The organism is Bordetella sp. 15P40C-2, assembly GCF_009763235.1.
Lineage (GTDB): Bacteria > Pseudomonadota > Gammaproteobacteria > Burkholderiales > Burkholderiaceae_B > Bordetella_A.
Map to the genome: position 1 here is coordinate 110,276 of NZ_WSJA01000012.1, position 23,623 is coordinate 133,898.

The following is a 23,623-nucleotide window of genomic DNA, read 5'->3' on the forward strand; positions in this document are numbered from 1 at the left end:
ATGTAGGCCTGCTACGCTGCCCTGGCGCCCTGGAGCCTGAACACCAATGAGTCCAACTGAGCGACCCCGCGTGTTTTGAATTTAGGCTCTTTGTCGAGGATGTCGCGCCGGTCGATCAAGGTCGCCATCGAATGCGCCGAGTAAAGGCGCTGGACTTCATCGGCGGAAACGCTGAACGGCGGCCCTTCCATTTGGGATTGCTCGTAATCCAAGGTGATCGACAGGCCCCGGTAGTCCGGGGCAAGTCGCCCATATACCGTGGCGGCGTATTGCGCACGCATGGATTGCGGCAGGGCGACGAGGGCGGCACGGTCAAACACGCCGGTGCATGCGCCCAACACCTCTGTCGGCATGTTGAAAATATCGCCGCAGTAAATCTCGATTTGTCCTGCGGCGTAGTAGCGCCCGCCGTCCGCCTCGCGTATGGTCGGGGTCAGGCCATTTTCCTCGTAGAACTGCTCTACCGCCAACGATGACAGTTCGGCGCCCAACACCTGATGCCCCTGTTCGGCGAGCCACAGCATGTCGAGCGTTTTCCCGCAAAGCGGCACCAGTACCTTGCTGTGCGCGGGCAACTCAAGCGTGGGCCAATACTTCGTCAGCGGGGGTGTCACCCGCGTTTGATGAAAATGGGTGCGCCCATCGCGCCACCGTTCCAGCCAGAATTCTGCGTCCATCCTTGTTTTCCTGTTCGCGGTCGATAGCAGGAATAGTACAGAATGGCGCTACCATGCCGATCAGTCGGCTGCCTGGGTTTGTGACCGAAAGCCGGAGCTTTGTGAGCGTGCTCTCGATAATAGCTGGCCCAATTCGTACCCAAAATCATCGTAGCTACGATAAGAACGCGCAGAACGTCCATTGCGATCTTTAAGGTCGGGATCAGCACCCGCGTCGATCAGTGCGTCGATAATCTCTAAAGACTGTGCTTGTATCGCATGCAGAAGGGGCGTAAGCCCTTCGTTGTCGCGTTCATCGGTGCGAGCCCCGTTGGCCAGCAGCACGGTCACCAAATCCACGTATTTTCTTTCAGACGCATAGGACAATGCGGTTCGTCCCGAATTGTTCTTCGCATTGACGTCGGCGCCTTGCCTGATCAATTCCTTTACGACATCCAGCGAACCTTCCGCCGCAGCGATCAACAACGGTGTATTTCCGAGATGGTCGCGGGACTCCAACGTGTCGGAAGGCGACGTTGCCGTCAGGCCCAAGGCATGCAAAAGGGATTTCACCATTTCCACCGATCGCGACCATACCGCCCAGAACAGCGCAGTCCAGCCGTTTTCGTCGGTCGCAGTGGGATCGGCGCCAGCGCCGAGCAGGAAGTTCGCCGACTCCACGGTGTCCGCCCGCGCTGCGTGCATGAGAGGTGTCAATCCCTCGGTTCGAGATTCCAACAGCGCGGGCATATAGTAGTACGCCACCTCCCACACCTCTTCCTGCCGCTGCTTCGCACCCACTACGTTGAACGCTCTGCACGTGCGGATGCGGTCGTCCGCGGCCAGTGCTTTTAGTACGTCCTCAGTACAACGCGACAACCAGTACTCGAGTGACTGTACATTCAAATCGAGAATCGCCGAGCGCACGTGGTTAACGAGCCGGTCCGACGGCTCATGGATATCTTGCACCAAGCCGGCAAGAGCGGGACTAAGTCGATTTCTAATTTCCATGGGTGAAATCCTGAATGTAGAGTTGGTATGCGTCCTCGGAGGACGAGCTCAGCCAAATGAGCGCCCTCTGAGTAACGCTCGCCTGTGCGACCGTTCCCGCTATGTCTCAAGGAATTTTTCAGCTGAAACCATAGATTTCACCCATGCGGGTCGGTAGCCCGACTTATCCGCTCGACGGGTGCACGACAGCTTGTCGTGTCATGCCATCCGCGTGTACGCTGGTCATTCACGACCCGGTATAGCCAGCCCAGCATCGCGGCCGGCGATGTCAGGGCTCCACAGAACTCATAGGAGACAGTCATGCAAGGTTTGCGCATCACTCTGTTCACAGGGCTGCTCGCGGTCAGCGCATATGCTCACGCCGACGTGAGTGTTCCCGTGCACGCGGTATCGGCTGACGGTGTCGGCCCGCAGATTGGCTCGGTCACGTTGGCCGATAGCAAGTATGGGCTGGTGGTCACGCCCGATCTGAAGAACTTGCCCGCGGGCGTACACGGCTTTCACGTGCATGAGAAAGGCAGTTGCGACGTGACGCAGCAGGATGGCAAGCCGGTGCCCGCCGGGGCGGCGGGAGGCCATTTCGATCCGGATGGCACGAAAAAGCACAGCACGCCTTGGGACGACGGGGGCCATCGTGGCGATCTGCCCGCGCTCTATGTGGGTAGCGATGGCACGGCCACGACGCCCGTGCTCGCCCCGCGCTTGAAGGCGGCTGAAGTCGCCGGGCGGGCAATCATGGTCCATGCCGGCGGGGACAACCACAGCGATCATCCCAAGGCACTAGGCGGCGGAGGCGGACGGATCGCTTGCGGCGTGATCCCACAATAGAAACCTGGGAGAAGGCTTTGTGCGTCAGGGCGGCTCGATTCCAGCGATCGAAGGCGTCCCGCGACTCTTGCGCGTCGCGCGGGCGCTGCGCGTCAGCGTTCCACTCGCGATGCGCTTTCGAAGCCATCGATCGTTGCGTCGATATACTGCATCGCGGTCATACCGGCGTGGTCCTTGATGTTTTCATCGGCGCCCGATTCGACCAGCCAGGCGATTTCTGCCCCCGTGGTCATTTCGCTTAACTCCGCAAGCATCAATGCCGTTCTGCCCTCGGCGTTGGTCGCGTTGATATCGGATCCGCGATCCAGGAGTTCCCTGGCGGCTTCCAAGTTGCCATTGGCGATGGCAGTCATAAAGGCAGTGTTGCCTTGTGAATCCCGATGGTTCAACGCCTGCCAGACGCCCTCGGCCCCCAAGACCGATCCCAACAGGGTCACGATGACACTCACCGCGCCCGAATAGGCCGCAAAAAACAGCGGCGTCCATCCGCGTTTGTCGGCCGCCGTCTGTGAGGCACCCGCCCGTAGCAACACCCTGGCGCTATAGTCCTGACCGGCCTCGGCGGCCACCATCAGAGGCGTCAGTCCGGCTTCGTTGCGGGCATTGACGGCGACGGCCGGCAGATATTGGATCAGCGTCAACAGTACGTCCACGCCATGTGAGTTGACTTTAGCGGACGAGGATCCCCCCGCGGCTTCGTTGATCCATCGCAAGCGCGCGGCCCAATGTAAAGGCGTATCGCCTTGCGCCAAACTCGCAATCACCGCCGGCGGTGGCCCCCCGCGAAAAAAAGCCCGGATGCTATCCACGTCATGATTTTTCGTCAATGACCACAGCGTGGCTGTCGCCTGCTCAATGTCCCTCTGCGATGCAACTCCGTAGTCTGAACCCTTTTCGGGCCATATCGGCAATACTGTCCCAACACCAATCGTCACGGTTCGTCTCCCAGAGTGGCCTCTGCTCCAGGAACGCCGACGGCGATGCTCAAACCCGGAGCAGGAATCATCCCTTACCGTACGCTTGGTAACTAGGACGCGTCCTAGGTTCCAAATATCAGCCCGCGACGGCCTGTTCAGCCTGATTTTCCGGCTCCAGCGCATACTCCACCGCGTCCTCGATACGGTCCAGGAGCAGGAAAGTCAGCTTGCGACGAGCTTCGGCGGGCACGTCTTCCAGGTCTTTTTCGTTACGGCGCGGGATCATCACCGTCGTGATGCCTGCGCGCAGCGCGGCGAGCGTTTTCTCCTTAACACCGCCAATCGGTAGCACCAAGCCGCGTAAACTGACTTCACCCGTCATGGCAATGTCCGAGCGCACCGGACGGCCAGAGAGCAACGAGGCCACGGCCAGGAACATCGCCACGCCGGCGCTGGGACCGTCCTTGGGCGTGGCGCCGGCGGGCACGTGGATGTGCACGTCCGTTTTTTCCAGCGAATCGCTGCTCCAGATTTTGGCCAAGGTCAGCGCGGTCTGCGCGCTTTCCTTCATCACGTCGCCCAATTGCCCCGTCAGGATCAGGCGGCCGGAGCCGGGGGTCTTGCTGGCTTCGATGAAGAGAATGTCGCCGCCCACCGGCGTCCAGGCAAGGCCCGTTGCCACGCCCGGAACGCTGGTACGCAAGGCGACCTCGTTCTCGAAACGATGCGGTCCGAGAATGGCGGGCAGGTCCTCGCTGTCGACGCGGACGTGTTCGGCCTGACCTTCCGCGACCTGCATCGCGACATGACGCAATACCGCCCCGATCTCGCGTTCGAGCTGACGCACGCCCGCCTCGCGGGTGTAATCGCCCACGATGGAGGACAACGCGGCGTCGGTGACCTCGGCCTGCTGGTCGGTCAGACCGTTCGATTCGAGTTGGCGCGCCACCAGATACCGGCGCGCGATCTGGATTTTTTCCTCTTCGGTGTAACCCGGCAGTTGGATGATCTCCATCCGGTCGCGCAGCGGCCCCGGAATCGTATCGAGCACGTTGGCCGTGCAGATAAACATGACGTGCGACAGATCGAAATCCACGCCCAGATAGTTGTCGCGGAATTTTTGATTTTGCTCGGGGTCCAGCACTTCGAGTAATGCGCTGCCTGGGTCACCATGAAAACCGCCCGCGCCCAGCTTGTCGATTTCGTCGAGCATGATCACGGGGTTATTCGTGCCCGCGCGACGCATCGCCTGGATGATATTGCCCGGCAAGGCACCCAGGTAGGTGCGACGATGCCCGCGGATTTCGGCCTCGTCGTGTACGCCGCCAAGCGCCACGCGTTGGAACGCACGGCCGGTCGCACGCGCTATGGATTGGCCCAACGAGGTCTTGCCCACACCCGGAGGCCCGGAGAAGCATAAGATCGGACTACGGCCTTGCGGATTGAGCTTTCGCACCGCCAGGTATTCAAGGATGCGACGCTTGATCTTGTCCAGGCCGAAATGATCTTCGTCCAGGATTTTGCGCGCCTCGGCCAGATCGATAGGTTCCAGTGGCGTCGGTTTCCAGGGCAGCTCGGTCAGCCATTCGAGATACGTGCGCAGCATGGCGGACTCGCCGCTGGATTCGCCCATGCGTTGCAGGCGGCCGAGTTCTTTGCGGGCATGGCTGAGCACTTCCTCGGACATGCCGGCAGACTCGATGCGCTCTTTCAGCCGCGCGATTTCCTCGGCGCTATCGTCGAGTTCGCCAAGTTCCTTCTGGATCTGGCGCAGTTGTTCGCGCAGCACGGTTTCACGCTGGCGCTCGTCGAATTGTGCGCGGGTACGGTCGCCGATTTCCTTGGACAGGCGCAGCACTTCCACGCGGCCGGCAAGCAGTTCTATGACTTTGTCCAGACGCCGTGCCAGGCTAAAGGTCTCCAGAATGTCCTGCTTTTGCTGGGGCTTGAGGTCGATCATGTGCGTGACCATATCGGCCAGCAGGCCAGGCGATTCAATGCCGCGCACGACCTCGGCGAGTTCGGCGGGCATGTTGGGGAGCAGCCCGATGGCCTCGATGGCGCGCTCCTTTAGCTGCAGGAAACGCGCCTCGACCTCGCTGTCTTGCTCGTCCGTTTGCTCGATCTGCGCCACGCGCGCGACCATATAGGGCCAACCTTCCAGGAATTCCAGCACGCGAAAGCGCGCCTGACCCTGGACCAGTAGATGATGCGCGCCTTCCTGCCCGGTGATGTAGCGGGCGATGGGGCCCTCGGTGCCAACCCAGCATAAATCCTCGGGACCGATGTCGGTTTTAGCGAGATCGCGTTGCAGCAGAAAGCCGACCGCGCGCTCTTGCTTGACCGCTTCTTGCGCGGCCGCAATAGAAGACTCCCTGCGCACGGTGACCGGCGACAGCACGCCGGGAAACAATACCGCGTCGCGCAGCGGAATAATGATGCGCGCGTCATCGGGCAGAATACGGGCCTCGCTCATCGCAGCTCCCTGACTTTATTGAGTGTAATGACCAGACAACCGTCTTCCAGTGCGGAAGACTCGGGTTCCAGCGCATGCAGTGGCAGTGCGATGCGTCGGCGAAAACGGCCATAGGGGATCTCGAACCGGTGGATGCGGGCGTTGGCCGCGCACGGCATCGGGCGGGTGCCAGACACCGTAATACCACCGGGGTCGAATGCCACAACCAGCGTATCGGAAGGAACCCCTGGCAATGCCACGTACACCAGCACCGCGGTAGCGGTTTCAATGATGTCGATGGGGGGTTCCCAATGCGGGGAGTCGTTGGCCCCCGCGCGTAACGCGTGCCGGTGCAATCGTTCGGCGTGCTCCAACAGCGACAAGGCGTCGCCCCAGATCCAGGATGAAAAATCTCGCGATCTCATGAACTTGCCCTCTTGGCCATAGTTCGTAGGTAGCGGCGAGTTCGCGGTTTTCAAGGCCTGGGAGCCAAGTGCACGCGGGCCGCCCTGACGGCGGTCACATCGGCATGACCGCCGAGTGCCTCTCGCTCATAGCGAAAGGCGCTTTTAGGGCATGATGCGCCCTGGGGGCGCCTGGATGCAAGTGCGGCCCCGGCGGACGGGGCGGACAGGGCCTTAGCGGCCGGCGACTTTGACCGGACGACCGTAGAAGGGATAGTTCGGGTCGTTGTACCCGTGTGTCGAAGCGTGCCCCGGCGTGACCCAGTTATCGACCATGGCTTCCTCCTCGGGCGTGATCTCCAGATCGACGGCACCGTAGTAGTCCTCCATTTGCGCGAGCGTACGGGGGCCGGCGATCACCGAGGACACCAGCGGGTTGGCAAGCACCCAAGCCGTGGCGAAATGGCCCGGCTTGATACCGCGCTCCTGGCTATAGGCCACCAACTCGGCGGCGATCTTTAGCGATTCCTCACGGAACTCGGTATCCATGATGCGCTTGTCGCCACGGCCGGCGCGCGTGTCGGGCGCAGGGGCCTGACCCGGTGCGTATTTGCCCGTGAGCACACCGCGCGCGATCGGGCTATAGGGCACCACGCCCAACCCAAAATGACCGCAGGCCGGCAGGATTTCGACTTCAGGACCGCGATTGAGCATGTTGTAGTACGGCTGGCAGACCACGGGTTGCGGCACGCCCAGATCCCGGCAGAGGTGAGTGATCTCGGCGATACGCCAGCCACGGAAATTCGACACACCGAAACTGCGCAATTTGCCCGCGCGTATCAGGTCGCCCAGCGCGAGCACCGCCTCCTCCAGATTCTCTTGGTGGTAATCGCGGTGCATATACAGGATGTCGATATAGTCCGTGCCGAGCCGCTGCAAACTGGTCTCGACGCTACGCACGATCCATTGGCGCGAGTAATGCGAATGATTGGGGGCCTTGGCGACGGCATTACCCATCTTGGTGGCCAACACCCAGTCGTGCCGGTGCGGCGCGATCAGTTTACCCACCACCTCTTCGGACTTGCCCTCGTTATAAACGTCGGCCGTATCAATGAAATTAATGCCCGCGTCTCGCGCCGACGCAACGATGCGTTCGGCCTCCACGAAAGGGGTTTGTTGCCCGAACATCATGGTGCCCAGGCACAGAGGGGAAACACGCAGGTTACTGCGGCCGAGACGGCGGTATTTCATAGCTAGTGTCCTTGCTGAGTGGTCTGACGAAAATCGGGTAAACGCATGATCCTAACGCTTCACGAGGCCGGGCAATAGGGGTTGGGCTCACAAATTTCCCACTAGCTTTAAAACAGCGATGTCAGAGACAGCCTGCGACAGGCCACCGTATGAGCTCAGGCATTCACCAAGACCAGATCGGCAAAGGCCTTGCCTTTGCCAATGATGTGTTCGCGCATCGCCGATGCCGCCATATCGCCATCTCCCGCCACAAGCGCGTTCACCAAGGCAGTATGTTCAGCAAAAGACGCCCGCAGACGACCGGGCTGGTTGAAAACGTGCCGGCGGAAATTCGACAGACGCCGCTGGGCATGGACGATTTCCTCGTTAATCACAAGATTGCCGCTGCAGTGATAGATATGTTCATGCAAGGCCCGGTTGGCCTCCTCATAGCGGTGGCGCTCGCCCAATTGAGCCAGCGACTCGGATGACTGATGAATCTGCATCAAGTGGCTGCGCTGCTCGGCGGTCATCCGCAAGGCCGCCAGGCGCGCGGCGACGCCCTCCAGTTCCCCCAAATACTCAAGCAGCGCGATCAGCTCTATTGCCGATGGCTTGTACACCATGCTGCCCGCGCGGGGCACCGTGACGACCAGCTTTTGCGCGGCGAGCATCAAAAGCGCTTCTCGGATGGGGGTGCGCGACACCCCGTATTTTGCGGCCATGGCTTTTTCATCAATGACCTCGCCGGCGCGCAAGGTGCCGCTTTCGATCTCTGATTGAAGTTTCAGGCGGATGCGCTCTGGGGTGCTATGCGGACTCGTCATAAAAATATTTTTCGGGATAGCGCTGTAATTACAGAAGCCTCTTAGGATATTACAACACCAATAACTGAGGAGCAGACAATGAAACCCTTCTTGGCCGGCCTGTTGCTGGCAAGCGCCATCTCCCCGGCGTTCGCCACCGAATTCCCCCAGCGTCCCGTCAAAATCACGGTGCCCGTGGCCCCCGCCGGTATCCTTGATCAGGTCTCGCGCATCATCGCGCCGACCCTGGCGGAGAATCTCGGCCAGACCGTCATTGTGGAAAACCGGCCCGGCGCCAGTGGAAACATCGCCGCCACCCATGTTGCGCGGTCTAAACCGGACGGCTATAGCCTGCTGGCGGGCTATTCCATGTTCCATGTGGGAAACCCGGTGATGTATCCCAAACTGGACTGGGATCCGATCAAGGATTTCAAGCCGGTCGCGATGCTGGTGGTCTCGCCGCACATCGTGACGGTCAACCCCAAGCAGCCTTTCCAGACCCTGCAGGACGTAGTGGACTATGCGAAGAAAAACCCGAAAACGCTGAATCACGCCACATCGGGTAATGGCTCGGTGCCCCATATCGGGGTGGAGCTCTTCAAGCAGCGCACGGGCGTGGACATCGTCCATGTGCCCTACAAGGGAGCGGGTCCGGCGGTGCAGGACGTGATCGCGGGCAATGTGGAAATCACCGTGGCCACGCCGCCCTCGGTGGTCGGCTTCATCCGTAGCGGTCAACTGCGCCCGCTGGCGGTCGCCAGCGAAAAACGCCTGCCCTTCCTGCCCGATGTCCCGACGACGGCGCAGGCCGGTTTTCCCGACTTTGTCCTCGACGCCTGGGTCGCGCTGTTTGCACCCGCCGATACGCCGGACGATGTCGTCGCCAAGCTGACCGAAGCGGTGAAAAAGACGCTGGCGACCGAACGGGTGCAGCAGTCTTTGGATGGAGTCGGCGTGCAGGTCCGTTATATGACCCCCACACAGCTGGATGAACAGGTCCGCAAAGATATCGCGTATTGGCAACCGGTCATCCGCGAAGCCGGCATCTCTATTGAATAAACCTTTCTCATCGTACGAGGTAGTTATGACGCAGCACGCCACTTATGCAAACGTTTTGCGAGCATCCAAACTCGATTGCGCCGCGCTCAGCGACGCATTGGACCGTCTCTCGATCGTCGGTCAATGCCACAAGATCCGTCCCTGCGATCCGAATTTCCGTATGGCGGGTCGCGCATATACGGTGTTGTACGAGGCGGTACAGGATCAACCAGGAACCGTGGGGGAATTCATCGACGACGTGCCGCCGGGCAGCGTGATCGTCATCGACAATCAGGGTAAAGACGATGTGGGCACGTGGGGCAACATCCTGACGGAAGCGGCCCACCGGCGCGGCATGGCGGGAACGGTGATTGACGGGAACAACCGCGATGTCGCGCTCTGCCGCTCTCTGGGCTATCCGATCTACAGCCGCAACACCTGGATGCGCACCGGCAAAGGCCGTATTCAGCTCAAGGCACTGCAAGTCGCCGTCAACATCGGCGGCGTGACCGTGAATCCGGGGGACATCGTCGTGGGCGACCCTGACGGCGTCGTGGTGCTGCCGCAGGCGCAGGAAGACGCGATTCTGAGCGCCGCCGAGCAGATCACCTTGCAGGAAAACCAGTTGCGCGAAGCCATCCGCAGCGGCATGCGCATGGACAAGGCGCGGGCCCAGTTCCATTATCACGACTTGCAAAGCCCGGGATATACGGGAACGCGCCCCTGAAATAGCGAATCTGCTTTTCGCGACAGGCGTGAGCGCGCCATAGCAGGAGCTCCCCCCGATATCCATCCGGTATTCGGGGGGAGCAGACTTCAAGACCTCGGCACGACGCACCATCCCGACCCTTCACGATATGTGAAGCGGCCTTCACTTCCGCGCTCTACCTGCGGTTGCCAACTCCTCTTACCCTAGATTCAGCGACGCTGAACGAAAGCAGCGCCAATTCCAATTCTGATAAATCCCACGAGACAAAACGATGCCTGGACCTGGTGTATTGCAAATCCCCTCCATGCGAGAGAAATGTTCCCCCGAAGAATGGCAGGCGCGCGTCGATCTGGCGGCCTGTTACCGGTTGGTCGAACACTATGGCATGGCCGATATGATGGCCAACCATATCTCGGCACGTGTGCCTGGTGAAGACGGGGCCTTTCTCATCAATGCGTACGGCATGATGTACGAGGAGATCACGGCCTCCAGCCTGATCAAGGTCGATCTCGACGGCAATATTCTGGCCAAACCGGATTTCGGCGAGCTGAACTACGGCATTAACAAAGCCGGCTATGTCATTCACAGTGCGATTCATCGTGCGCGTCATGAAGTTGACTGCGTAATACATACCCATAGCTGGGCTTCGATGGCCGTATCGTCGCTCGCTTGCGGGTTATTGCCGCTGACACAGACCGCCATGCGTTTCCTGAAAATTGGCTATCACGATTATCAGGGCGTGGTGCTGGATACCAAGGAGCAGGCGTCCTTGATCGAGGACCTGGGCGAGGGCGAGGCGCTGATATTGCGCAATCACGGTGCGCTGACCGTGGGCCGCACGATTGGCGAGGCGTTCAACTGGATGCATAGGCTCGAGCTTGCGTGCCGAGCCCAGTTGGCCGCGCAAGCCACGCAGCAGCCGCTGCAAGCCGTCCCGCCCGAGGTGTTACAGGAGACCTGGAACAACTACCAACCCGGCACGCGCCGCCCCTACGGCGTCATGGAATGGCCGGCGTTGCTGCGTAAATTGGATCGCATGGACCCGAGTTATCGGGACTGAGCCGCCGCAGCGCGACATGGCTGAGCACTACAAGACAACCACAAGGAGACAGTATGAAGAAGACCATAGGCACCGCCTTGGCCGCCGCGGCCCTGATGGGGATCGTCGCAGCATCCCCCGCCCGTGCCGCCTACCCGGAACGTCCGGTCAAGGTGGTCGTGGCCTTCACCGCGGGAGGCACAACCGATAAGTTGACGCGCAGCACGAGCGAACATCTCAGCCAGGCGCTCAAGCAATCTTTCATCGTCGAAAACCGGCCGGGTGCAGGCGGCAATATCGGCACCGAATATGTGGTGCGATCGGATCCCGACGGCTATACGCTGATCGTCGATTCGGTCGGGCCCATCGCCGTGAACCCTTCGCTCACCAAGCTGAGCTACGATCCGCTGACTGACCTGGTTCCGATCGTCCAGATCGCCACGGTACCCAATGTCCTGGTCGTGCCGCCGGAACTGCCGGTCAAGACGTTCGACGAATTTCTGGAATACGCGAAAACGAAAAAATCGTTGAATTATGGGTCCACCGGCGTAGGCACTTCGTCACACCTGGCGAGCCACCTGCTGATGCAACAGCTCGGCGCGAAAGACGCCACGCACGTCCCCTATAAGGGAGCCGATGCGATCAATGATCTGATCGCGGGACGCCTGGACTTCATGTTCGCCACGGTTCCTTCGGTCATGGGCCAGATTCGTGCGGGCAAATTGCGACCGCTGGCGCTTAGCACCAAACAGCGGCTGGCCTCGCTACCCGATCTGCCGACTGTGGCGGAGAAAGGGTTTCCCGATTTCGATGCCGGATCGTGGTTCGGTTTCTTCGCCCCCAAAAATACGCCCCAGGAAGTTGTCACGACGATCAATAAAGGCGTCAATGACGCCCTGCCGTCACTCAAGGAGGCGATGCTAAGCGAAGGCGCGATCGCCGTGGGCGGCAGTCCCGATGCTTTCGACAAGTTCACCCACGCCGAATACGAAAAGTGGAAAAAAATCGTCGAACAACTGGGGCCGAATGCGCAGTGAGGCCCTGGAACCTGCCAGGTGCGGCGTCACCTGGCTGCCACCGATCAGGGATCGCTGACTCGCTGATTCCCACCGCCTGAACCCGCAGCCATTTCCTGGCCACGCCAGCGCCTTCAATCGGGCCGACAGGAGGGATTCTCGCAACATGCGCATGGGGGAGCCACCCCATGCGCATGTGTCGCGTAGAATCCATGCGCGCATTTGCGTGCTTTCCCCGGTTACAGGAGGTTAAATTGCCCGAAATGGCCTCATTGCGTGCCCATCCGGCCCACTGCTTGTAAACTGCCGGATTTTGCCCGCAGCCGTATGGTGCAAGTCCCCCGGCGAGGCGTCAGCGGTCCCACCCTTATCCGTCTGCTTGCCAGACTGACGGACGCTGACGTTTCCGAGTCCCGCCAATCGTTATCCGACCGTCTCAGCCTATGGCTGGGCTGGACGGATGCGATCGCCTTGTCAACGGTGCTCGAGGGCAAGCCGTTGGCGGTGACGCCCAACACGCAGGCTCTGGACAGCGCGCTCGAGCGCGACTACGAACGCATGCGCGCAGCGCTGGGGCATGCCATCGCCGACGAAAAAGCCTTTGTGGCCGACGTATTCGTGCCTACGCGCCCTGGCGTGAAACCACCGTCGCCCGCCGAGGCCATGACGGATTTCACCATTTATCGTCAACGGTATCAGACCCTGCAGCAGGCGATGGAGACGCATATCGCCAAGCTACGCGTGAACTTGCGTGCTGCCCTCACCGCCCAGACGCCTGCACGGGCACGTCTGGCCATGGTGGACGCCATCGTCGAGCGCTCGCTGAGCATTCAGGAACGCCGCCTGTTGGCCGCCATACCCGGGATGCTGGAAAAGCATTTCAAGCGTCTGCGTCAGAGCGCAGAGATGGCTGCGAAAGAAGCGGCCCAACGCGCGGATGCGCCGGCACAGAGCGCGGTGACGCCCGACGCGCCCCAGCAAGCGCAAGCTCTTAACCCGTCGCCTGGCGAACCTGGCGCGAGCGACGCTTCGACGCTCAGCAGCAGTGCGGCCAAAACCGAGAGCGGGACCGGGACTCCAACTGCGCAGACCATGCCAGAGGCAGCAGCGCCCTCCCCGGCCACCAAGGCCGCGCTGCCCAAGCGCGCCGTGCCGCTGATCAATAGCCGCCTCGCGCCGCGCGCCAATCAGCCCGTGACGCCTCCCGTGCCGGGCTGGCTGGCCACGTTTCGCAAAGATATGCGCAGCGTGCTGCTGGCCGAATTGGATATCCGTTTACAACCGATCGAAGGCTTGCTGGCCGCCTTGCGTGATCGTTAACTGACCCCTATGACTAGAACCCTTATCTCTCTTGTCGTTTTCCTGGCCGGTCTGGCCGTTGCAGGTTGGATTGGCGCTGGCTACATAGGCAGCAACCCGCTAGCCCTGGCCATCATCGGGCTGATCGGCGTGGTGTATCTGACAGGCGCGATAGAGCTGCTGCGCTATCAGCGCGCAACCAACGCGTTGGCGTCGGCCGTCAATGGCCTGACGGTCGCGCCAGCCAGTCTGGATGGCTGGCTGACTCAGCTGCCTGCCAATTTGCGCGGTGCGGTCCGTCTGCGCATTGAAGGCCCGCGCGTCGCGCTGCCGGGGCCTGCGCTCACGCCCTATCTGGTCGGAATGCTGGTGTTGCTCGGCATGCTGGGGACCTTCCTAGGCATGGTGGCCACCTTGCGCGGCACGGGTATCGCGCTGGAAAGCGCGGTGGATCTGCAGGCGATCCGGTCATCGCTTGCCTCGCCGATTCAGGGACTAGGATTTGCCTTTGGCACCTCGGTCGCCGGGGTAGCCACCTCGGCGGCGCTGGGGCTGCTGGCGACGATTTGCCGCCGCTCGCGTATTCAGGCCGCGCAGTCGCTGGATGTGATGATCGCCACCACGCTACGCCCCTTTAGCCAAAACCATCAGGGCGAGCAAACCTATAAGTTGCTGCAGCAACAAGCCCATGCCATGCCCGAGCTGGTCGATCGCCTGCAGACCATGATCGCAGCGATGGAAAAGCAGACGAACGCGCTGCACGAGCGCCTGGCGACCAGTCAGGATGCCTTCTATGGCCGGACAGAGATGGCCTACACGCGTCTGGCCGGCTCATTGGAAGCATCGCTAAAACAAACCGTGGTGGAAAGCGCCCGAGCCGCTGGCGAGGCAATACAACCCGCCGTGCAGCAGACGCTTGCCGGTCTGGCGCGCGAGACCAGTGCGTGGCAGGACACGCTGGCGTTAGCCATCCGTCAACAGCTGGAAACCCTGTCCGGACGCTTCGAGGCCACGACTTCGTCGGTCGCGGATATCTGGCAGCAGGCATTGGCGAAACAAGAACAGACCAACAGCCGTCTGGCCGAAGACAACCAGCGTGCGCTCACGACCGCCGCTGCGACATTCGAGCAACACGCGCAGGCCCTGGTGCATAGCCTCGGTCAGTCGCATACCGAGCTGCAAGACAAACTCGTGGCCCAGGATCAGGCGCGTCTGGATAGCTGGCAGTCCTCGATCGAGGCCCTGGCCGCAAAATGGAACACTTCGCTGCAAGGCACGGCAGGCAGCGTGCATGAGACGATGACGCACACCGCCTCGACGCTACAAGCGTCTCTCGCGGACGTGATTGCCTCGCTGGACGCGTCGCTCAAGGCCACCAGCGCCAGCCTGCGCGAACAGTGGCAACAGACTACCGCCAGCGCCGCGGATCAGCAGCAGCGCATTTGCCAGACGCTCGCCACCACCGCGCGCGAGCTCACCGACCAAACCCAGGCGCATGCGCGCGAGACCATCTCGGAAGTGTCGCAATTGCTGCACACCGTGTCGCAGGCACCCAAGGCCGCGGCCGAGGTCATCGCCGAGCTGCGTCAGTCGCATGTGGATCTGCAGTCGCAACTGATCGCCCAAGATCAGCAGCGCCTGAACGATTGGAAGTCCACGCTCGATCACATCGCCTCGCACTGGAATCAATCGCTGGAGACGAGCGCTGGCGCCCTGCACAACACGATGGCCACCACGGCGTCGTCGTTGACCGCGTCGCTCACCGATACGGCGGCGACACTGCAAAGATCGATCGAGGGCATGACCACATCGTTGGACTCCTCGCTCAAGAGCACAGCCGCCACGCTCAGTCAGGAATGGGCGCAATCGGGCACCCAAGCCGCACAAGTCCAGCAAGCCATCTGCGATACCCTGGCTCGCACGGCGCAGGAACTCTCCACGCAGACGCAAGCCCAAGCGCGCGACACCATCCGCGAGGTCGCGCAGCTGCTGCATATCGTGTCCGAAGCCCCGAAGGCGGCGGCCGAGGTCATCGCCGAGCTGCGTCAGTCGCATGTGGATTTGCAAGACCGTCTGATTTCCCTGGATCAGCAGCGACTGGACACCTGGAAGACCTCGCTCGACGAGGTGGCGGCAACCTGGAACCGTTCGCTGGAAAACACCACGCAGACCGTCGGCAGCGCATTACAAAGCGCGGCCGAGACGGTCAACAGCTCGCTGCAAGGCACGGCGCAGACCGTCAACGCATCTATCCATTCCAATGTGGACTCGTTGAATCAGTCGCTGCAATCGCGCACCGACGCATTGGCCACCACGCTTGAAAAATCCGCGAGCGCCGTCGGGACTACGATGCAAGACATCGCGACGTCGCTGGATCGCACCTTGCAAAGCACGGCCAATGCGCTCAACGCCTCGCTGAAAAAAACAGCAACCTCGCTGGACGCTACGCTGCAGACGACCGCCACATCGCTGAGCGAATCGCTGCAGAGCACGGCTACTACGCTCACGTCCTCGCTGCAAGGCACGGTCGAAATCGTGAACACGTCGCTCGAGAAAACGACGGACACCGTGGGCGCGAAACTGGACGACACCGCTTCCTCGCTGAACGCCGCGTTGCTTACCACGACCCAGGCACTGACCACCTCGCTTGAAGACACGACCAACAGCATCGGTGCGCGCATGGAAGACACGGCCGCATCTCTGAGCGCTTCCTTGCAAGGCACCACGTCTACACTGACAGTGACGTTGGAGAACACCGCCTCGTCGCTGCACAATACGTTTGACGATATTGCCTCCAGCCTGAACGTATCGCTGGAAAACACGGCCTACACGCTGCGTCAGGAATGGGAGCAAGCCAGCACCCAAGCCGCGCAACGCCAGCAGGAAATCTGCGACACCCTGGCCCGTACCGCGGACGAGATCGCCACCAGCACGAAGACACACGCGAGCGAGACCATCGCCGAAGTCGCGCAACTGGTCCAAGCCGCGGCCGAGGCGCCGCGCGTTGCTGCCTCCGTGATTTCCGAGTTGCGCCAGAAGCTCACCGACGCCATGGCGCGCGATAACGAGATGCTGGAGGAACGCACTCGCTTGATGGACACGCTCAGCACGCTGTTGGACGCGGTCAATCACGCTTCGACCCAGCAGCGCGAGACGGTGGACAGCCTTATTTCGCATTCGTCGGAACTACTCGAACGCGTGGGCTCGCAGTTCACCGCTCACGTGCAAAGCGAGACCGAGAAACTCGCCGACGTGTCGGCCCAACTGACCGGCAGCGCGGTGGAAGTCGCCAGCCTGGGTGAAGTCTTCGGCACCTCGGTCGAACGCTTCCAACAATCCAACGACAAGTTGCTCGAGCATTTGCAACGCGTCGAAGCCGCATTGGATAAATCCATGGCGCGCAGCGACGAGCAACTGGCCTACTACGTCGCGCAGGCGCGCGAAGTTGTGGATCTGAGCATCCTGTCGCAAAAGCAAATCATCGAAGACTTGCAACGGCTCGCCGGTCAGCAGCAAGCCGTGGCCCACACTGATACGCCGGCATGAACGACGACATCGATACAGGGGTAGAGCCCTCTTCCGTGGCCTGGGCGGTATTCGGCGATTTGATGTCGGTGCTGATGGGTGCGTTCGTGCTGATCCTGGTCGGCGTGATCGCGCTGCAGCTCGAGTTGTCGACCGCGCTGGAATCCGAGGTAAAGAAACGCCTGGACCTGTCGGATCGTCTGCAAACCGAAGTGCAACACCGCGAGGAAGAGACCCAACGTCGTCAGGCGCTGGAGCAAGCGCTTGCCGTGCCGCTCGCCGCTGGCCAAGTGACGCTTGTCGATGGCCGCATCGGTATTAGCGGCAGCGTGTTGTTCGCATTGAATTCCGATCAGCTGCAACCCGAGGGCCGCGCCGTGCTGCAAAGCCTGATCGAGCCGCTGACCGAGTATTTGAAGACCCACGACGAAGTATTGATGGTCAGCGGCTTTACCGATGATCAGCCCATCCATCAGAACAATCGTCGTTATGCCGATAACTGGGAACTGTCAGCCCAGCGCGCCCTGACCGTCACGCGCGCGCTGATCACGGAAGGCATCTCGCCGGATATCGTATTTGCGGCCGCTTTTGGCGAGCAGCGTCCGGTCGCCGACAACAGCGACGAGGCGGGGCGCGCAAGCAATCGACGCGTCGAAATCGCACCCATTCCGAAATCATCCAACTCGGCAGGATCAGCGGGTGACTGAGCAAGCTTTCGCCACGCTGCGACAAACCCTGCAAGCCTGGCGCGAGCAGGGGCTGGATCGCATCGATGTGTTGTCGTTCAGTTTGATGGACACCCTGCTCGCCCGGGCCGAGCAAGCCGAGGATGAGCGCGTGCGCCGCGTGCTGCAGGCACGATTGCAGACCCTGGTCGAACGCTATGCGCTGCGCATCGAAGCAGCGAACGTGAACGCCGACGCGGACGCGGACGCACACAGCGCCACGCAAACACAAGGCGCCCCCGAGGACACGATGGCGCGCTTTGCTTCGCTGGCTGTGCCGCACGAGTCCGACACCCTCATGAACCTGCGCGGGCATTATCCAGAACTGCCGGTCCTCGACGAATTCCGCGCCATCTGGTCACGCGTGAGCGCCAACCGTCGTATTCAGCAGTCCGAGGAACAGGTACACGAAAACGCCGGCCCCTTGAACTCCGGCCACTTGGTGCATCGCACGTTGTCGTTCATGCGCGATGTGTCGCCGGGTTATCTGCATCAGTTCCTGAGCTATCTTGACGACTTGGCATGGGTCGAACAGTTGCATGTGGCGACAGCACCCCCACCGAAAGAAACCAAGCGCAGCGCCACCAAGATGGCAAAGAAAAGCGCGGCCCGCAAGACTACGCGAAAAGCGAGCTAAGACCGCCATACGGCAGACGCCGCCCGCCACGAACCGGCTTCCTCCCCGCCGCTAACCGGCTTCCTCCCATCAGCCGGATTTCGCCGGCCATCACTTTGTATAGCCATCCCTGCGGCAGCGCTTTACGCACATCCTCCCGGGGGTCAAGTGCCACTGCCATTAGATTCCGGGTAAAAAATACAGGTTCCAAACTGCGGTACAGTCCTCCCGCGCTGTTGCGCGAGCGCACCCATGCCGGCCCTCGCGACAAGCGTCTAGATACATAAATACTGGAGAATTCAAGATGGCTACATCATTACAGGAAAGCCGGTCAGCCCGGTTCGCCATGCGTTGCGCGAGCTGGGCGGAACGCTGGTTTCCCGATTCCTGGGTCTTTGCCACGATGGGCGTGCTCATCGTGGTGCTGGCCGCGCTGGCAATGGGCGCACCGGCCGGTGACACCGCCAAGGCATTCGGCGACGGGTTTTGGAGTCTGATTCCGTTCACGATGCAAATGGCGTTCGTGGTGATCGGAGGTTACGTGGTGGCGAGCTCCAAGCCTGCCTCGCGCCTGATTGATTTGCTGGCGAAAATTCCGCGCAATGGCCGCACGGCCGTGGCCTGGGTGGCGCTGATTTCGATGACGGCGTCCTTGTTGAACTGGGGTCTGAGCCTCGTGTTTGGCGGCTTGCTCGTCAAGGCCCTGGCGCGTCGCACCGATATCAAGATGGACTATCGGGCCGCGGGCGCGGCCGCCTATCTGGGACTGGGCGCCGTGTGGGCCTTGGGCCTGTCCTCGTCGGCCGCGCAATTGCAGGCCAACCCCGCCAGCTTGCCGCCGTCGATCCTGGCCATCACGGGCGTGATCCCGTTTACGGAAACGATTTTCCTGTGGCAGTCCGGCGCCATGCTGCTGGTCTTGATGGTGGCCTCCATCATCATCGCCTATATGACCGCGCCCGGCGAGAAAGGCGCGCGCGACGCCCAGGCTTGCGGGATCGACCCCGTGGTGGTCGTGCCCGACCTGCCGCCGCGCACGCGTCCCGGCGAATGGCTGGAGTACAGCCCGTTCCTGATCATCGTCCTTGTGGCGCTGGCCGGTGGCTGGCTTTGGCACGAGTTCGCCACCAAGCCCGCGATCCTGGCGATCTCTGGTTTGAACACGTACAACCTGCTGTTCCTGATGGCGGGCGCCCTGCTGCACTGGCGTCCCCGCAGCTTTCTCGATGCCGTCGCGCGCGCCGTGCCCACCACGACGGGCGTGTTGATTCAGTTTCCGCTGTACGGCTCGATCGCGGCGATCATGACGACGGTGCAAGGCTCGGATGGCGTGACGATTGCCCATCACATCTCGGAATTCTTTGTCCGTATCGCATCGCACGATACCTATGCCCTGTTGATGGGCGTGTACTCGGCGATCCTGGGCTTTTTCATTCCGTCGGGCGGTGGCAAGTGGATCATCGAGGCGCCGTACGTGATGCAGGTGGCTAACGATCTGCAATACCACTTGGGCTGGGCGGTACAGATTTATAACGCGGCCGAAGCGCTGCCGAATCTGATCAACCCGTTCTACATGCTGCCGCTGCTGGGTGTATTGGGACTGAAGGCGCGCGATCTGATCGGCTTTACGTTTGTGCAGTTGCTCGTGCACATCCCGCTGGTACTGATTCTGTTGTGGGGCCTGGGCGCGACGTTGACGTACTTCGCACCGATACAGCCGTGACCTCGGGGATAAATCCCTAACGCGATGGGCTGCGCGGTCCGGTAGCTATCCGGAAATTCCTCGGACCTGCCGGTCGCGTGAAAATAGCAGAAGGCCAGACACTGCGTAGCACAGTGTCTGGCCTTTGTGTTTCCCGCAGCAAAGTGAAGCGCGTGGCTTAGGCCGTGGCGCCCTCGATCAAGGCCTTGAGCTGTTCCTTTTCCTGCGCCGTCAGGTTGGTCAGGGGCGGACGTACCGGGCCGGGCTTGTGGCCGATCAGTTCGACGCCTGCCTTGATCATCGATACGGCGTAGCCTTTTTGACGATCGCGCAGCGCGGCGAACGGAAAGAAGAACGCATCCAGCAGCTTGGCCATGGTGGCGTTATCGTTGCTGTTCAAGGCCTTGTAGAAGCGCAATGCGAGCTCGGGCACGAAGTTGAACACCGCCGACGAATAGGTGCTCAGACCCAGTCCGTTAAATCCTTGCGCATACAGCTCGTGCGTGGGCATGCCGCCGATGTACGACAGACGATCGCCCAGCTTGTGCGTGATGTGGCGCACCAATTCGGTCTTGCCCGTGCCGTCTTTGAAACCGATCAGGTTGGGGCAGGCCTCGGCCAGACGCGCGACGGTGTCCGCGCTGGCAACCGAGTTGGCACGGTTATAGATGATGACGCCCAGACCCGTGGAGTCGCACACTGCTTTGACGTGCTGATAAATGCCTTCTTGCGGGGCTTCCATCAGGTAGTGCGGCAGCAGCAGCAGGCCATCGGCGCCAGCGGCCTCGGCACGACGGGCGATGTCCTTGGCCATGGCGGTGCCATAGCCACAACCCGAGATGATGGGCACATCGCCGGCCACGGCCTTGGCCGCGCGCGTGACTTCGCCGATTTCCTCGGGTGTGAGCGAGAACATTTCACCTGTGCCACCGGCCGCGAACAGCGCGGCGGCTTCATAACCCGACAGCCAGCCTACATGCTGCTGATAGCTGTCCAGGTTGAGGCTGAAGTCCTCATTGAAATGGGTGACCGGAAACGACAACAGGCCGGACGCGATACGGGTCTTGAGTTCTTGGGGCGACATGTGATCCTCACGAAGTCATCATATAAATTATGCGGAAATCATAGTATGACTTTCCGGCGCCCGTCAATCTTCCTGCGCGATTGGCGTCGCCGCGCTGCGCTTTAGCGAACGGTAGCGTTGGATGCCGATCAGCAGATGCCGGCGCATGGCATCGCGCGCGCTATCGACGTCGCTCGCGAAAATCGCATCCGCGATGGCTTGGTGCTCTTGCAGAAGCGTGTGATCCCGATTGGGCAGCGGATCGAACCCGCCCATGACCGTACGCAACTTCACGCGCGGAATCATGCGGCGACCGATATGCTCGAGAAAAGTTTTGAACCGGGTGTTGTTGGTCGCTGCCGCAATGGCCATGTGAAAACGGAAATCCGATTCATCGGTGGATTTCCCCTCGGCCATCAGCTGCGCGAAGTGATCGAGTTCCGCCTGTATCGCGGCTTCCTGCGCGGGCGAGCTACGCGCGGCGGCCAGGCCCGCCGCCTCGACCTCGATGCCGATACGCAGCTCCAGCTCTTCGATAATGTCGGAGATCTTGTCGCTCGCGTGAGAAAAAAGCGTGAGCGTTTCCTCCGACGCGGGCGGCGCCAGGACATAGACGCCGGCGCCCTGGCGCGATTCCAGCAGGCCATCGGCGCGCAAGGTGGCGACCGCCTCGCGAATCACCGTCCGGCTGCAGCCGAATTTTTCGACCAGAGCCTGTTCGGTCGGCAGCTTATCGCCCGGCGCATAGACGCCGCCCTCTATCCGGGCGCGCAGTTCTTCGGCGACTTGGGACGAGAGCGTTTTCCGTTTCGCGGGGCCAGGGACGCTGGCGGTCATGAATTTCTCCTGCTAAGAAGGCGCAATAAGCGCCATCTTAACGGGAAACGTAGTCATATGATGACTTGAGCGCGACAGGCTTAATGCGACGGGGCGTTGGCCGCTAGCTTCGCGAAGTCACTATCGAGTTGCGCCAAGGACTGGTCGATATGAGCGCGTCGCGATTGAATCCACCCGGCCTGATCCGCCAGACGCGCTTTGGCCTCTTTGAGCATGCGCTGCATTTCCTCGGGTTGCGGGCCACCGACGGTTCGACGGTTTTTCACGATGGCCACCGGGTCCAGCGTGGCACGAAACTCCGCTTCGCTCATGGGCAGTTCGGCTGGATAGTCCGTTCCCTTGACCGCCTCGGCATAGATGCGCCGCGCCTGATCGTATGGGAAGTCCAGCGGCAAAACGTTGTTCGCCCGGGCATAGTCCACGATTTCCGAGGCCACATGGTGACCCACGCGGAAAGGCAGCTTGTATTGGCGCATCAATACGTCGGCCACTTCTTGCGAGGCTGTCCAGTCGCTATTGAGTTCTTCCAACGCGCGTTCGCGATTGACGACCAGCGCCTTCATGACACGGTCCCAGCGCTTTAACACCGCGATCGCGCTATCGACCATCGCGGCATTCTGTTTGACGTCTTTCGGGTCGCTCATGCCGGGCGTGATGTTGTGCGTCTGCCAGACCGGCCCCATCGCCAGCGTCACGGCGGTCGATGCGTCGCTACGCGTATTGTTTAACAACCCCGGGTTGCGCTTTTGCGGCATCGCACTGGACACATAGGTATTGCCGCCCCCCTCTTGCAGCAAGATCCAGGGACGCGATTGCGCATACTGGGTCATGACGTCTTCGATGAAGTTGCCTGTATGCAGCGCAATACTCGTGACGATGGCGCCGACTTCAACAGGTTGGTCCATGGAAGATATCTGCGACGCGTCATAGGCGTTATCGACCAGCGCCGTGAATCCCAGATATTTGGCCATGCGCTCGCGATCCAGCGGCCAACTGGTGCCATTGAGCACCGTGGTGCCCATGGGCGAGCGGTCGATGCGGGCATACGCCTCGCGTATGCGCTGCGCATCGCGATCCAACGCGGCCGCGTGGCCCAATAAGTAATGCCCATAACTATTGGGTTGCGCCGCGACACCATTGGTGTAGTTGGGAACAACCGTATCCGCATGTTCGGCGGCCAGGTCCACCAAGGTCGTCGCCGTGATGATCAACTGATCCGCCAGCTCCAACAATTTATCCCGCAGAATCGCACTGCGGTAAGTCGCGTGCATGTCCTGACTGGAACGCCCGGCGTGTAAAAGCGTGATGTCTTGCCCCGCGGCCTTGATCAGCAAGGGCTCGAAGGTAATGACGGTGGAGGGCCGCTTTGCGCCCGGCTGGTTGCCGTCTTCGATCACGCGCGCCACGCCCGCTGCCAGGCGCGCGCCCATGGCCGGCTCCAGCAGCCCCGCGTCTGTGTTGATGACCGCCGTGGCTTTATTGATCTCGCCTAGCCAGAAAAAGGGATCGCGGGCGGCAACGTTTGCCTTCGGCGCAGGCGTGTTCTGGACGACTGCTGGTGGATTGGCTTTTGCCGTCTCGGCAGGCTGAGCCCCGGTCACGCCGCTGACAAGTAACGCCGTCAGGGTCAGGCTAAAAATATAAGGTGCGCGTCGCATCGTAGTCCCTCCTTTTTTTGGTCGGATGCTCCATCGACAAGCGATGGAGCATCCGAGTGTACCGACTACCCGCGCACGCAACGATGGCC

At 61.2% G+C, this 23,623-nt stretch carries 20 protein-coding genes; 10 read left to right on the top strand and 10 right to left on the bottom strand.

Annotated features, from left to right (window positions below; all coding sequences use genetic code 11):
• Nucleotides 1-11 precede the first annotated feature (11 nt).
• Together GOQ25_RS05145 and GOQ25_RS05150 are read right to left on the bottom strand one after the other, a co-directional pair.
• Entirely contained in the window at nucleotides 12-677 is a 666-nt protein-coding gene (locus tag GOQ25_RS05145; protein ID WP_160349367.1) for a thiopurine S-methyltransferase, read from the bottom strand.
• Nucleotides 678-737: 60 nt separating this feature from the next.
• Nucleotides 738-1,667 carry an ankyrin repeat domain-containing protein gene (locus GOQ25_RS05150; RefSeq protein ID WP_160349368.1) on the bottom strand — a complete coding sequence of 310 codons (930 nt, stop codon included), beginning with the start codon at nucleotides 1,665-1,667 and terminating at the stop codon, nucleotides 738-740.
• A 300-nt stretch (nucleotides 1,668-1,967) separates the two neighbouring features.
• Here GOQ25_RS05150 and sodC point away from each other — a divergent pair, with 300 nt between their 5' ends.
• Nucleotides 1,968-2,495, top strand: coding sequence for a superoxide dismutase family protein (sodC, locus tag GOQ25_RS05155; RefSeq protein WP_160349369.1), 528 nt, complete (start codon nucleotides 1,968-1,970; stop codon nucleotides 2,493-2,495).
• A 92-nt stretch (nucleotides 2,496-2,587) separates the two neighbouring features.
• Here the strand turns inward: sodC and GOQ25_RS19655 are convergent, their stop codons facing one another.
• The 5 genes from GOQ25_RS19655 to GOQ25_RS05180 all read right to left on the bottom strand — a co-directional run bounded on the left by GOQ25_RS19655 (nucleotide 2,588) and on the right by GOQ25_RS05180 (nucleotide 8,328).
• The gene (locus GOQ25_RS19655; protein ID WP_160349370.1) at nucleotides 2,588-3,304 is read right to left on the bottom strand and encodes an ankyrin repeat domain-containing protein; all 717 of its coding nucleotides are present in this window, start codon (nucleotides 3,302-3,304) and stop codon (nucleotides 2,588-2,590) included.
• Between the two features lie 244 nt (nucleotides 3,305-3,548).
• Nucleotides 3,549-5,888, bottom strand: a complete 2,340-nt coding sequence (lon, locus tag GOQ25_RS05165) for an endopeptidase La (protein ID WP_160349371.1) — start codon at nucleotides 5,886-5,888, stop codon at nucleotides 3,549-3,551.
• Nucleotides 5,885-6,292: an Hsp20/alpha crystallin family protein gene (locus tag GOQ25_RS05170; protein ID WP_160349372.1), complete on the bottom strand. Its 408-nt coding sequence runs from the start codon at nucleotides 6,290-6,292 to the stop codon at nucleotides 5,885-5,887. Before GOQ25_RS05170 ends, lon begins: the two co-directional genes overlap by 4 nt.
• Before the next feature lie 213 nt (nucleotides 6,293-6,505).
• Nucleotides 6,506-7,522: an aldo/keto reductase gene (locus GOQ25_RS05175; protein WP_160349373.1), complete on the bottom strand. Its 1,017-nt coding sequence runs from the start codon at nucleotides 7,520-7,522 to the stop codon at nucleotides 6,506-6,508.
• A gap of 155 nt (nucleotides 7,523-7,677) precedes the next feature.
• The gene (locus GOQ25_RS05180; protein WP_160349374.1) at nucleotides 7,678-8,328 is read right to left on the bottom strand and encodes a GntR family transcriptional regulator; all 651 of its coding nucleotides are present in this window, start codon (nucleotides 8,326-8,328) and stop codon (nucleotides 7,678-7,680) included.
• A 78-nt stretch (nucleotides 8,329-8,406) separates the two neighbouring features.
• On the opposite strand from GOQ25_RS05180, the gene GOQ25_RS05185 reads away from it, so the two are divergent.
• The 9 genes from GOQ25_RS05185 to GOQ25_RS05225 all read left to right on the top strand — a co-directional run bounded on the left by GOQ25_RS05185 (nucleotide 8,407) and on the right by GOQ25_RS05225 (nucleotide 19,997).
• A complete protein-coding gene (locus GOQ25_RS05185) occupies nucleotides 8,407-9,366 on the top strand; it encodes a tripartite tricarboxylate transporter substrate binding protein (RefSeq protein WP_160349375.1) in 960 nt (319 codons plus the stop codon).
• Between the two features lie 25 nt (nucleotides 9,367-9,391).
• On the top strand, nucleotides 9,392-10,072 hold the full coding sequence (locus GOQ25_RS05190; RefSeq protein WP_160349376.1) for an RraA family protein: 681 nt from the start codon (nucleotides 9,392-9,394) through the stop codon (nucleotides 10,070-10,072).
• A 253-nt stretch (nucleotides 10,073-10,325) separates the two neighbouring features.
• The gene (locus GOQ25_RS05195; RefSeq protein ID WP_160349377.1) at nucleotides 10,326-11,114 is read left to right on the top strand and encodes a class II aldolase/adducin family protein; all 789 of its coding nucleotides are present in this window, start codon (nucleotides 10,326-10,328) and stop codon (nucleotides 11,112-11,114) included.
• A 53-nt stretch (nucleotides 11,115-11,167) separates the two neighbouring features.
• Nucleotides 11,168-12,130 carry a tripartite tricarboxylate transporter substrate binding protein gene (locus GOQ25_RS05200; protein ID WP_160349378.1) on the top strand — a complete coding sequence of 321 codons (963 nt, stop codon included), beginning with the start codon at nucleotides 11,168-11,170 and terminating at the stop codon, nucleotides 12,128-12,130.
• A gap of 306 nt (nucleotides 12,131-12,436) precedes the next feature.
• Nucleotides 12,437-13,429: a DUF3348 domain-containing protein gene (locus tag GOQ25_RS05205; RefSeq protein WP_160349379.1), complete on the top strand. Its 993-nt coding sequence runs from the start codon at nucleotides 12,437-12,439 to the stop codon at nucleotides 13,427-13,429.
• 9 nt (nucleotides 13,430-13,438) lie between these two features.
• On the top strand, nucleotides 13,439-16,954 hold the full coding sequence (locus GOQ25_RS05210) for a DUF802 domain-containing protein (protein WP_160349380.1): 3,516 nt from the start codon (nucleotides 13,439-13,441) through the stop codon (nucleotides 16,952-16,954).
• Nucleotides 16,951-17,640, top strand: coding sequence for an OmpA family protein (locus GOQ25_RS05215; protein WP_160349381.1), 690 nt, complete (start codon nucleotides 16,951-16,953; stop codon nucleotides 17,638-17,640). Before GOQ25_RS05210 ends, GOQ25_RS05215 begins: the two co-directional genes overlap by 4 nt.
• Entirely contained in the window at nucleotides 17,633-18,295 is a 663-nt protein-coding gene (locus tag GOQ25_RS05220; protein ID WP_160349382.1) for a DUF2894 domain-containing protein, read from the top strand. Before GOQ25_RS05215 ends, GOQ25_RS05220 begins: the two co-directional genes overlap by 8 nt.
• A 283-nt stretch (nucleotides 18,296-18,578) precedes the next feature.
• Nucleotides 18,579-19,997 (top strand): short-chain fatty acid transporter, encoded by a 1,419-nt coding sequence (locus GOQ25_RS05225; protein WP_160349383.1) that lies wholly within the window; start codon nucleotides 18,579-18,581, stop codon nucleotides 19,995-19,997.
• A 157-nt stretch (nucleotides 19,998-20,154) separates the two neighbouring features.
• Here the strand turns inward: GOQ25_RS05225 and kdgD are convergent, their stop codons facing one another.
• The 3 genes from kdgD to GOQ25_RS05240 all read right to left on the bottom strand — a co-directional run bounded on the left by kdgD (nucleotide 20,155) and on the right by GOQ25_RS05240 (nucleotide 23,534).
• On the bottom strand, nucleotides 20,155-21,060 hold the full coding sequence (gene kdgD / locus GOQ25_RS05230) for a 5-dehydro-4-deoxyglucarate dehydratase (RefSeq protein WP_160349384.1): 906 nt from the start codon (nucleotides 21,058-21,060) through the stop codon (nucleotides 20,155-20,157).
• Between the two features lie 63 nt (nucleotides 21,061-21,123).
• On the bottom strand, nucleotides 21,124-21,876 hold the full coding sequence (locus GOQ25_RS05235; RefSeq protein WP_160349385.1) for a FadR/GntR family transcriptional regulator: 753 nt from the start codon (nucleotides 21,874-21,876) through the stop codon (nucleotides 21,124-21,126).
• An 80-nt stretch (nucleotides 21,877-21,956) separates the two neighbouring features.
• Complete coding sequence (locus GOQ25_RS05240; RefSeq protein ID WP_160349386.1) at nucleotides 21,957-23,534, bottom strand: argininosuccinate lyase; 1,578 nt, start codon at nucleotides 23,532-23,534, stop codon at nucleotides 21,957-21,959.
• Nucleotides 23,535-23,623: the final 89 nt, after the last annotated feature.